Below are 12,776 nucleotides of genomic sequence, written 5' to 3' on the forward strand. Positions count from 1 at the left end.
AAAGACAATTCCGCAAGGATTTATATGTTATTTAAGTTTTACCGGACAGCAATAAAATTAATACTATAATTCAGAATTCATAATCCTTTATCAATTTATAATTCACAATTCACAATTCATAATTATGATTACTACTGTTAACTGTGGTTTATCGATGCAAGCAACTTGTTTACTCGTAAACCTGTCAACTCGTAAACTACCAATAAAGAACTACGAATTACGCGAATGACACGAATTATTTAACAATAGGGATTAGTGTAATTAGAGAAATTCGTAGTTCATATCATAAAGTTCAAAGCTCAAACCTCAATGTTCAAAGGTAAATGAGTTCAATACTCAATGTTCAAAGAATAAAATAATTCGTGTCATTCGCATAATTCGTAGTCCGTGTTTGAATTTCTTTTACTTTTTGGTTTAGTAGAGCGTGGGAAATAGGGTTAAAATATCATGGTTACAGTACCTTCGTAAGTTTTTTGTTATCAGACAGTTGTGGATGTATAGTTTAAAAGGTGCTTAATTGGACTTCAAAAGGGCGTTAGTAAGAGGCTTAAAGGGCATCTTTTGCAAGCCAAAAGGGCGTTAATTCAATCGCTATTAGGCGTCTTTAATTTTTAAGACGTGAGTTTATATTTACAAAACGGATAGTCAGAAACAAGCGTTCTGACCATCCGTTATTCCATAAATCGAGCAATGACGGCTTTCCCTTTTAGGCTGAAAGGCTCGTCAAGGAGTGCCGTATCGTGTTTGCAAACAGTCTTCCCTTCAATACAACAATCTTCGAGGGCAAAGACAATCGTTCGACGGCTGTCCGTGAACGCTGCATCTTCCATTATCCCCACCTCGACACTTATGCCGTGTCGAACGATGATATTAAAATCTACAGCCCCCTGCGTATTCTCCGAACTTACTTTCTCGTCACCTTCAAACTCATACAAAGCATTGTGTGACAAAGCGATACGCCGTCCCTCTTTTATCAGCGTTATCTCTCCCTCCAAGGGCAGAATATAACGTGTGAAGCCCGAAAAATCAGAGAAATCGCTCTGTACATCATCGATAATAGCCGACGAGATACGCACATCAAATTGCCGTGTTGACAAGTCGCCATCAGCAGGTGAGATAAAAATCTGACGTGTGACACCACCTTTCCATGTGGTAGTCTTGTAGGATGATTGTGGGAGTGTGGGCATGATAATAAAAATAAAAACACAACAACAGGCCCCTCCCCCAACCCCTCCCCCAAAGGGAGGGGAGTAGAATGCGTGATACCCCTATTAGTTAGGAAATGTCTTTCTGCTATTCATAAGCAAACTATTACCTGCACTCTCCCTCTCTGCACGAGAGAGAGCTGAGGGTGAAGTTAGGGGAATAATTACCGAGATATCCCTACATGAGGATGCAGACAAAAGGAGATTTCTTAAACGTACAAACCCTTTTTATTGGGGTATCTCGCATTTCACTCCCCTCCCTATGGGGGAGGGGCAAGGGGGAGGGGCCGGTCGGTCAGTTTTGGTTGCCTGTTACTTCTTCACAACCTTCACAGTCTTGTAAACCTTACCATTCTTAAGCACCTGAACGAGGTACATACCCTTTGTGCCAGTGATAGCTACGTTAACGACCTGACCCTGTGCAGCCTCAAAGCTATTGCTCTGGAGGAGTGCGCCAGTAGTACCGAGTACGTTGATTGTGTAGCGACCATTGTCGGCAAAGCGCAGATTTACGCTCTCAACGAATGGGTTAGGATAAACAGAGAAGCCAAGCTGAGCATCGACTGCATCGATAGCGTTAGCCTCAGAGGTAATCTCAACGATATCCTCTACAGTCTTCTCAGCCTCGCCCCAACCGTTCTTCAGCTTCAAGGTTACATTCTTCTTACCAGGAGCAGCGTAGGTAACGACAGCTGTCTTATCAGTAGATGAAGAGATAACACCATCACCCAAAGTCCAAGTAGGAACTGTCTTAATCTCATATGTACCGACAACACCAGGGAAGCCTAATACATCGTTGTTTGGCTTTTGGTCAACGTAAGAAGCACTTGATGTATTCTCGCCACCACTACCAGCAACAACGACAACAGAACCATCAAAAGCACTACCTGCACTACCGAGGTTCTTAAACTTCATACCATTAGCCTCCTCGAATGTGAAGTAAGCCTTCAAGTCAGTAGGAACCTGACCTTCCTTATAGCCCTTCATAGCCTGCAATACCTCATCGTCAGAGAGTGGCTTGCTCCAAACCTGAACCTCATCAATGATACCATTGAAGCCGCTCTTGTAAACACCACCACCACCGATGAAGATGTCGGCTACCTTGCTCGCATTGATACGACGGTCGCCATAATCCTCACGACGTGAAGAAGCAGCGAAACTGTGGCTTGCTACCTGACGACCATTGAAGTAAATCTTCTGGATATTACCATCGGTGTGTGTTACCACGATATGGTTCCATACACCAGGAGTTACGCTGTAGCCAGTTGTCATCACGTCCTCGTAAGGATTGTCGTGAGCTGTCCAACCCATTGTATTGAATGAAATCTCATTAGCAGCATGTAAAGCACGTGAGCCCTGCCACTCTGGACGAATAGTTACCCAAAGGTCACCCCAGTTGTTATGAGGCCAGCTGTCGTAGATAGAGTTCTTATTGATAAGGTTTGTACCCTGCTTGTCATGGTTGAACTTGTCAGCCTTGAACCAGAGTGCGTATGAATAAGACTTACCCTGCTGCACATCACCAGGGATGCGGAACATCTTAGGGTCGGTAATCTCAAGACCACGTGACGCCTTACCCTCTCCGAGACGAGCATCGTAAGTATAGGTTACGTTCTTGCCTGTTACTTCGGTAGTCTTGTCAGAGGTGATGCTGTTAATCTGTGGAACAGCACCCGTTGCTTCTGGAGTAATCTTCACCTTACCACGTACGACACTTTCCTTGCCGTTATTATCGACAACAACAAGGTCGTATGTACCTTCTTTTGCAACAGTAAACTTAGCACTTGTACCGCTTTCGCCCTGTGCAACAACCTGTCCTGTAACAGCGTCTTGAAGTTTCCATGCTTGTGCAGCAGGAACCATTTCATCAAGATATTTGAGTGTGAATTCCTCGTTTGGCTTAATCACAGGACGGTCAGCAACGACATCGCTCAATGGCTGGTCGTAAGCCACAGTCTGATAGTCTGACCAAACAATCTCAGAACCCTTCTTACCATCAGGAGAAACGGCACGTACACCGAAACGGCAGTCGCGCTTGTCAGCACCTGATACCATTGGCGCATCAACAACATAGGCAGCCCATGAAGTAGTAGCAGTAAGCAACTGCTGTGGCTGATCCTTCTGTTGGAAGTAGATTTCATAATACCCTGTACCTACCTCGTCGTTATAAGTCTTCTCCCAACCTGATTCTTCTTTAGAAGCATACTGCATCTTGAAGTCACAAGCGTTGTAACGACCACGGAGAATCTCAACCTTCTTGATTGTTGGAGCTACTGTAGCGAAGTCCTTTGCATTGTCGCGGAGAGCCATCTCACCAACACGCAACTCATAGTTAGCAGGAGTGTTCTCAACAACAAGACCCATCATAGCTACCTTATCACCAGCAGCCAAACCGAGTTCAGAAGCCTTTACTGTAAAGGTCTTCCACTTTCCCTCAGCTTCAACAGCTGGCAATGCTACCTCCTTGTATTCAGTAACATGGTCTTTCAGGGCTACAAAGAACTTAGCATGTGTGTCCTTGCCTGTGATAGTCTTATAGGTAACAGAGAACTCATAGTCTGGCTGTACCTCAAGCATTGTCTTAAAGAGTTTCACACGTGAGAAGTCTGTCTGACCAGAGATAGACAAACATGAACCACCCCAGTAAGCATCATCGAAGGTAAGTTCTGCCTTTGCAAGACTGTTGATATTACCAGCATTTACTTGGTCTGCACGGTCAGTAATCCACCAACGCCATGTAGGCATATAATCCTGTGTGTTGAGGTTATACCACTTGTGGTCGAATGTAATCTTGCCATCCTTGCGGAAGCTCAAACCATTACCAAGGTTAAAGCGTGAAACGAATGGAACCTGCTGAATAGTAGACTTTGCAGAAAGGAAGGTAGCAAGACCGTGGAAGTTCTTCAAACTTGCATTAGCCAAATTACAATCAGTATTGATAGCTGGCAACAAGGCTGGGTTGTTATAACCACCACTAAACATAAGCTCCTGCTTCTTCAGATAAGTCTTCTGAATGGCAATGTCTGATGTTCCATTGTCTGTTGCACTCTGGTGGATAAGACTCTGTGAGTGAGCACCCCAGAAGCCGATAGAGATATCGTTATTCAACAGTGCGCTCCAACTTGGCTGTCTCAAGCCACGACCTTGAATATCAAAGCCTGCATAATAGTCGAAGCTGCTACGGCCTAAACGCTGTGCTGTACTTACAGAACCTCTCAGATGACTTGGTCCCCAGTTGTAGTTAGCAAAGAGCATATCGGTCGCAATGTGGTCCTTATCACCAAAGATATTTTGGTTATGACTACCCAAACCACCATCAAAATGAATACTACCGTCATCACCAGTACCATCATACCAATGTACTTCAAACTTCCAGTTGATTTTCTCTGCTTCCTTATGGCAAGCTACGAAGAAGTCTGTCAGCGTTGCCATTACATCAGAAGAAGTACGGAACTCAGAGTTAAAGCCGATACCATTCACACCATAATACTTCATCATGCGAACCAATGGAGCAGCATAAACGAACTTTCCACCCTCCTTCTTTGTTAGTTTATAAAGGGTCTTACTATAGGTATCTGGTCTCCATTGATTAAGATAAACATATGCACCATAGCCGATAGACATCACACAGCCTACGCTAACACCGTTCTTATGAGCAACGTCAGTCAGACCTGCAGTAGAACGAATCCAAGGTGAAGTCCAGTTTCCGTGGATGTCAATATATGACCACAGACTGAAGTTATCGCCCTCGAAGCAATAACGAGGAAGGGCTTTCCACTTAGAGGTAGGGTCGTCAAGCGGTGTCCAAAGACACATCTTACGGTCGCGCTTCACCTCTGGACGTACCTGATAGTCGCCATCCTTGATACGGTCGAGTGGGCGAACACGTGAGATAAAGAACTGGTCGTCAATCTCACTGACGCCCTGTGGTTGCTTCATCTCACCTTTCAACCACGCTTCAAGGTAGTTAGGCAGGTTTTCAAACTTAGCATCCTGGATGTCCAATGGATGTGTTGGCGTACGCTGTGCACTCACAGTGAGGCAGCTTGCCAATGCCAAGGATGCAAATAAAGTAATCCTTTTCATGAATAATAAATGTTTAGTTTATAAATAATTTTAGGTTTATACAGCTATAAGCATATAACTATATAAGGTTTGTCTCTGTTTAGCAATTATGCTATTTAACTATGCTTTCGGGTTTAAAGATTAGATGTTCTTAATAGATAAAAGGATAAAACAAAAAGTGCCAGAAGGAGATTAGCTCCTTCCAGCACTTAAAGAATTATTTACTTACAGATAAACTTAACTGTACGGAGGGTCTTACCGTCCTTCTTGACATTCACAACGTAAACGCCCTGAGCACCAAGATGGAGACGTACAGACTCTGCACCATTGACTGAAACAGCCTTGCTTGCTACCATCTGACCATTGGTAGAGAATACCTGAACGAGGTAGTTACCCGGTGTCTCAACGTCGAAGAGGACATCACGATCGATAGCGTAAACCTTCATGTCAGCAGCCTCAGTGCCGTTGATACCTGTTGGATCAGCCTTTACCTTGATTACCTGGAAGGTACGAGTGTCAGAACCATGTGCGTTCTTCAATGTCAATGTAACCTCATAGTCACCTGCCTTAGCATACTTCAACTTAGCAGTACCAGCCATATCAGTACCATCCTGTGAAACGATAGTAGCCTTCTTTGCAGTCCACTCTGCTGTAGTCTTCACCTGATAGTTACCAGATACGAATGGACTACCAGCATCGTAAGTTGGAGCGTCTGGTACGAGACTTGCTACACCCTCACCAGTACCTACCTTCAACTCGCCGTGAGCCAACTTAGCAGTACCCACCTTGCTTGCGAAGTAATTGTCAGAAGCAGCGTCAGACTCGAAGTCCCAGTAAGCCTTCAAACCAGCCTCATTAGCATCGGTAGACATCATTGTGTGGGCAGCCTCTGCTGCTGTGAGCGCCTTGTTGAAGAACTTAACATCGTCAACAGTAGCGTTCATCGCTGCTGTGCTGTGACGACCAAGACTGATACCGAGAACATTATCAGCCCACCAACCATTGTTTGCGAATCTCTGAGAGTTCAGACCTTCACCTTCAGTGCCATAGCTCCAGTTGTGTGCCTTAGCTTCCTTACCATTGATATAGAGCATAGGCTTGGTATCAGAACCATTACCATCCATAGCCAAAGTGAAGTGTGTCCAAGCACCTGGGATGAAGTCAACCTTCCAACGCTGCTTGTACTCTGGAGAGCCACCGCCGTTCTTAGCACGGAGTGTCAACTCGTAGATACCAGTGTTAGGATCGTATGTAGACCACATTGTACCCCAGTTGTTCTGTGGCCAACCTGTACCTGGGTCACGCATGTCGATAATCTGAGTATTACCTGTAAAGCCATTGAACTTAACCCAGAATGCGAGTGTCCATGCCTGATTGTTACTTGTCAAGCCAAGCTCAGAAACCTTAACGCCTACTGGCTTCTCGAGAGTCTTGATACCTCTTGAACCAGAACCATCAGCCTTCTTGCCTTCGTACTTCATTGTTACCTCGCTGTTAGCAAGAACCTCGATAGAAGTCTCGCTGTTGTTAGCTGTGAGCTTGTTGATATGAGGAACAGCACCTACTGCATCAGAAGTAATCTGAATGTAGTTTGCGTATCTTACTTCCTTATTAACGCGTGCACCATTTTCATTAACTGCACCTGTAAGAACGAGATCGTAGAAGCCTGTCTGGCTCAAACCATTCTCAACCTTGATTTCATTAGCATTGTTGCTGCTTGCAACAGTTGTGCCATTCTGCTCAATCTTCCAGTTACCTGCCTCGTGACGTGGGTCAACATAAGCGATAGTGAAAGCCTCGTTTGGCTTGATAACAGACTTGTCTGCCTTGATTTCGTCGCTATATTCATAGCGATTGAAGATTTCGTGATCCTCGCCCCAAGCGATAGCACTCTCCTTCTTCATATCGAGAGATACTGCAGATACACCGAACTTCACCTTGCCCTGACCCTTAAGGTCTACAGGAACAGAATAGAACATACCTGCCCATGAAGTAGTTACACCCATGAGGATTGGGTCCTTACCCTCCTGCTTAGCCCAGAGCTTGAAGAGAGAAGTCTTCACGTCTGTGTTGTAGCAAGGCTCGCCCTGACCCTTAGTGTTAGGCATGTTGAAGATAATCTTAGCATCAACACCATTCTTTGCAGCGTGCAACAAGGTTGTCTTTACATCGATTGGCTGTGCTGGAGCATCGAAGCTACCACGAACGATTGAGAACTCACCGAGGTAGAGATTCAAGTCGGCAGCATTCTCCATCTTGAGCGCAACGAGTGCAAGTGTCTTACCGTTCAAGTCGCCACCAACAGTGATAGTCTTCTCAACCCACTTATCCTCATCAGCCTCATCAGTAGAAGCCAATACTGGATAAGCCTTCTCTGCGTTTACATTATCTTCTGTAGCGAATACCAAAGAAGCATCAGCCTTACCACCCTTAACCTTATAACGGAAGGTGATAACGTCGCCTGTCTTCAAAGCATACTTTGTCTTGAAGAGGTGGAGATACTCCTTAGGAGTAGAACCATGTACACGAACAGTAGAACCACCCATGTAAGCATCGTCCCATACGAACTCTGCATCAAGACCAGTTGCAGGAACATCAGCAGCGGTACGACCGAGCAACTTGCTTGCAAACCACCAACGCCATGTTGGCAAGTAGTCCTGTACACCTACGTTAGCCCATGGACGATCGTTCTGACGTACACCACCATAGTTGAAGAACTTACCGTTACCGAGGTTGAAGTAAGTAATCAATGGCTCCTGTGTCAAGTCCCAAGACATAGAACTACGTGCGGTCATCATCGCTGACATACCAGCGAAGTCTGTGTTATCAGCATTGTAGTTCAAGCTGTTATTGATTTGGAGAGAGTTAACCGGATTACGTGAACCGCTTGAGAACCAACGCTCAGTACGCAACATATAAGTGCGCTGCTGTGTCTCAGGGTCACTACCCTTCTCACCACGGCTCTCAAAGAACATGTTCTGTGAGTGAGCACCCCAAAGACCGATAGAGATAGGATACTTCTTCAACAAAGTCCAACGTGAACCGCTTCTTGGCTCACCACCCTGCATATTAATACCAGCGTAGAGATCCAATGGGCTACGTTCAATTTCCGCAGCCTTATCTACAGACTCCTGCAACAACCAATCTGAGTTCCAGTTGTAGTTGAAGAAGAGGTTAGCAGCCTCGCTGCCTTTTGCACCAAAGAGGTTCTTGTTGTTATCGTTAAGACCCTGGTCGAAAGCAATATTACCTTTCTCATTGGTACCATCATACCAAAGATTCTCGTAAATTGGGTTGTGAGGCTTGATTGCCTTATTGAGGTTAACATGGAAATCTTTAAGAGCACGAACCAAACGACCACTACCGAAATAGTCAGAGAACTCAGAGTTATAGCCGAGACCATCGTAACCGAAGTAGTTCATGAAGTCAGCTGCATTCTGAACATTTGCTGTAGAGAGGTTGTTCAAAGTTGTTCTCCAGTCGCCCTTGAGACCACCCCAAGGAATACCAGCAACAGAAGATACAGGCACACCATTCTTATGTGCTGCGTCCAACAAAGCTGCTGGAATACGACCTAAACCACAGCTCCAGTCGCCCCAGTGTGTAACGTATGGCCACATTGAGAACACCTCAGAGTCGAAGACGCCATCAGGGAGGGCGTTCTTACTTGGCACGTTCCATGGCAACCAAGCAAGGAGCTTCTTGTCGTTTGTCTCTGTAAGGTCTGTACGAACCTGTGTTCCTTCGTAACGGAAGCGAGCCTTTGGTTTTACACGAGAGATGAAGAAGTTATCATCATCATTGATTTTAGGATTCGACTTTGACCAGCTCTGCAGTTTGCCTGGGAACTGATGAGAGTCAAAGCCCCACTGAATGTAGTTGCTCTTAAGTTCCTGTGCCATCAAGGTTGATGGAATTAGGCAGCAACCAAAAAGAAGTAAATTAATTCTTCTCATAATTGATTTGGGTTTTAATGTTATTGAATAATTATAAATCTTATTACCGTTTAGATCTGCCTCCACTCGTTAGGAGAACAGACGTTGTCCGAGAACTGTATCCTTCGTTGGTACCGCTTAGTAGACTTTACCTGTCTTTCGATAGCTTTATAGATGTCAACTGTGCCTCACGTCTCTCATTTCCATTCGTCGTATTCATGCTTAGCACATCATGTGCGAAGGCTTAACACCACTTGTGCGGATGCTCCGCACCATTAAAAAAGATGCTAAAGGAACATTCCACTGTTCATAAGACGAGGGTTGCACTACCCTAACAAAAGCCACGTTTTATCGGACATACTTATTATCAGAAAGCTTACCTACCAAACAAAACAAGGCTACCCGACTCGATAGAATCAAGTCAGATAACCTCATTTTATATCACCTATTACTTAATCGTAATCTTTTGTGTACGGATAACATTGTTGTTCTGCATCTTAACGAGGTAAACACCTGCTGGCAACTCATTTGTATTGAAAGACTTTGGATTAACCAAGCTCTTTACAGTCTGACCGTCAGTAGAGAATACCCATGCACGTTCAACATTCTCGAATACCACCTTACCGCCAACAACAGTGAGCTGTGAAGCACCACCAGCGTTAGCAGAGATGATGTTAGTAGAACCACCCTCGAGCAACTCTGGCTCGTCAGCAACACCCTTATCATGGGTGTCAGCCTTAGCACCACGAGCAGCGTTAGAACCAGTGATAGTCACCTTAAAGTCGATAGCAAAGCCCTTATTGAACTTACCAGTTGGTGTCAAACCACCCTGGAACCATGCGTCACAGAAGACAAGGCGGAGACGGCTCTGACCTGGCTTAGCATCTGAAGGAATCTGGAAGGTGTACTCATTCAACTGCTGTACCTGTGCAGGAACGCCCTTACGAACCTGACCAAAGAACACAACGCACTCACCCTCGTTAGGATTGTCAGAGAGATTCTCTGGGTTGAACTGCTTGTCGCCATTGAAGTCCATCCAAGCCTTACCCATACAATAGCGGAGGTCGTCATTGCTCTGGTCCTTAATCTGAGTTGCTTCGTAGCCCTGAATCTTCACTTTCACAGTCGCACCCTGTGCCACTTCGAGCTCTTGACTCGTAGCATCCACATAGTTGGTCTCGTTACCTGCAGGACCCTCAGCAGTGTAATCGATATTCTTAGAACCGCCCTCTGTCTGGAACTTCTTTACATAACGAATTCTCTTCGCTACGTCAGCACCAGCAGCAGCATTGTCGAGTTCAACTGTTCCGTAGCCCTCTTCCTGTGCCTCTGGGAGTTGAGACTGCTGAGCACGTGGCACAGCAATCCACTGTGTCTTTGAGTAAGTCTTAAGGTCAGTACTTACTGAGCGAACACCGATGAAAGGTTTGTCGTCAACACTTGTGAACTGGATGTTAGGAACGAGTGTAGCCCACTGTGATGTACGTCCTACCTCAGACACCTTACCATTCTCACCGTTCTTATAGAGAATCTCGAAGTGGTCGATATTTGCCTCATCGTTATAAACGGTTGGATTCTGACCTGGGTCCTTATCAATTCCCCATACCGCCTTAACAGAAAGAGAATTCTTTGTTTCTTCCTTCACCTGAACGGTCAAATCCTTCACGTTAGCAGGTGTTGCTGTCACGTCGTCGTTGAGTTCGAGCTTACCAACAAGTACATTATAGTCAGCATCTGAATCTTTCACACGCAGACCGATACGCTCAATCTTCTGACCAGCAGTGATATCATTCAACTCAACCTTCTTCTCTGTCCAGTTTGCGTTCTCGGTGTTACCCAAAGCATAAGCCTTCCAAGCACCATTCACACGTACGATGAGAGAAAGTTTTGAGTCGTTATTGCCCTCTTTACCAGTCTTGATAGCCACCTTAGCAACTACCTTACCCTTAGAAGGAGTGAGGTTAGTCTTGAAGAGAACAACGTCTGTAGCAGTTGCATTGTTAACACCCTTCAAGCGAAGTGCTGCACCACCCGTGTAAGCATCCTCATTGGTGAATGAAGGCTGTACGTCTGTGCTGGCTACTTCAGTCTCAGGCTTAACAACCATCCAACGATAAGTAGGCACGACATCTTGGCTACTCATGTTATACCATGAGCCTGCAGTCTTCTTACCCTTATAGTTATAGCGTTCGCCATTACCAGTGTTGAAGTGGGTAGCGAAAGGAAGGTTGCCTGAGATAGCTGTGCGCTCTGGAATCCAAGAAGCAAGACCAGCGAAGCTTGCCAATGGAGGTGTGGTACCTTGTGCCTCAACATTATTACCCCTATTGCTAACCTCTGGACGATACAATGGATTACGGTTGCCACCAGAGAAAGCACGTTCAAGATACTCCTGATAGTTAGACATACGAGACATAGCGTCGCCACCAGTGTTATAACTCCAGAAACGACTCTCTGCATGCTCACCCCACAGACAAATACCGCAACGCTTAGCATCTTGGTTGTTAAGACTATTCCATCGTCTGTCCATGCTTACAATCCATACACCAGCGTATAAACCATCGGCTGAGCCCATAGTGCGTTCTGCCTCTTTTACAGAACTGCCCATGTTCCAACTGAAGTCGCTGTTGTCGTAATTCAACATCACCTCACAGATACGATTGTCCTTATCTTGACCCCACATATATCTTGAGCTATATGATGTCAGACTTGAGCTCGTTGTGTAATACATAATCTTGAAGTCGTTAAAACCTTCAGACTTCGCAATCTTATAGAGTTCCTTATGGAAGGCTATGTTATCTGCATCTTGATACTTGTTAGTGCTTTCCCAGTTATAGTTGATACCATCGAAACCAAGGAATCGCATGCAGTTGATGATAGGGTGTGTATAACGGAAACTACCATCGCTATTACGAGTCATGATAAAGCTTGCCCAACTGTTAGCAGCTCCACCCGTTGTATGATCGAAGAACTTAATACCAGCGAAGATGCTTGTACCATTGCGGTGAGCAGCATCAGCCCATGAACCTGGTGCTTGGAAAAGTCCGTAGTTCCAGGCACCAAACAGGTTGGTATAGTTCCACATTGAGAAGTTATCGTTAGCAAATGTCTTTGAAGGATAGCCACCGAGGTTCTTTCCAGCACCACCAGGGATATTCATAAAGAGGTTACGATTCTCGTAAGTATCTTGGAGAAGACGGTCAGCACGTGACTCAATAGCACGCTTTCTGACGTGTGAGCGGATAAACTCTACCTCGTCTTTGATGCCCCATGCAGTAAGGTCGGCATCAGTAGGATATTTCTTGCCGTTATCAAGAAGTTCTGCAAAATGCTCAAGAAGGGTCTGATCGCCCAACTTTGACAGATCGAACACCTGTGTTGAAGCTGTTGAAGAATATGTTTGTGCAGTCACACCGACAGGAGCCATAGCCATCATAGCTGCGATAATCCATGCACTAAGAGTAGATTTTTTATTCATATGATTTAGGTTTTGTAATTAGTAATTGATAGATTTATATCCCAGTAGAGTGACGTTTATACCACCCTACTGGGCTATTGTTTCAATACTTTG

At 45.1% G+C, this 12,776-nt stretch carries 4 protein-coding genes; all 4 read right to left on the reverse strand.

Annotated elements, in window-relative coordinates:
* Positions 1-671: 671 nt before the first annotated feature.
* The 4 genes from HMPREF1505_RS03630 to HMPREF1505_RS03645 all read right to left on the reverse strand — a co-directional run bounded on the left by HMPREF1505_RS03630 (position 672) and on the right by HMPREF1505_RS03645 (position 12,683).
* Positions 672-1,187: a HutD family protein gene (locus HMPREF1505_RS03630; protein ID WP_036922679.1), complete on the reverse strand. Its 516-nt coding sequence runs from the start codon at positions 1,185-1,187 to the stop codon at positions 672-674.
* Positions 1,188-1,517: 330 nt separating this feature from the next.
* Complete coding sequence (locus tag HMPREF1505_RS03635; RefSeq protein ID WP_036922681.1) at positions 1,518-5,291, reverse strand: LamG-like jellyroll fold domain-containing protein; 3,774 nt, start codon at positions 5,289-5,291, stop codon at positions 1,518-1,520.
* Between the two features lie 200 nt (positions 5,292-5,491).
* Positions 5,492-9,226, reverse strand: a complete 3,735-nt coding sequence (locus HMPREF1505_RS03640) for a LamG-like jellyroll fold domain-containing protein (RefSeq protein ID WP_036922683.1) — start codon at positions 9,224-9,226, stop codon at positions 5,492-5,494.
* Between the two features lie 427 nt (positions 9,227-9,653).
* Positions 9,654-12,683 carry a GEVED domain-containing protein gene (locus HMPREF1505_RS03645; protein ID WP_036922691.1) on the reverse strand — a complete coding sequence of 1,010 codons (3,030 nt, stop codon included), beginning with the start codon at positions 12,681-12,683 and terminating at the stop codon, positions 9,654-9,656.
* Positions 12,684-12,776: the final 93 nt, after the last annotated feature.

It is taken from the genome of Prevotella sp. ICM33, assembly GCF_000517825.1.
Lineage (GTDB): Bacteria > Bacteroidota > Bacteroidia > Bacteroidales > Bacteroidaceae > Prevotella > Prevotella melaninogenica.

Coding starts and splice junctions, on each gene's coding strand:
- HMPREF1505_RS03630 (WP_036922679.1), bottom strand. CDS start 1,187: ATGCCCACACTCCCACAATCATCCTACAAGACTACCACATGGAAAGGT.
- HMPREF1505_RS03635 (WP_036922681.1), bottom strand. CDS start 5,291: ATGAAAAGGATTACTTTATTTGCATCCTTGGCATTGGCAAGCTGCCTC.
- HMPREF1505_RS03640 (WP_036922683.1), bottom strand. CDS start 9,226: ATGAGAAGAATTAATTTACTTCTTTTTGGTTGCTGCCTAATTCCATCA.
- HMPREF1505_RS03645 (WP_036922691.1), bottom strand. CDS start 12,683: ATGAATAAAAAATCTACTCTTAGTGCATGGATTATCGCAGCTATGATG.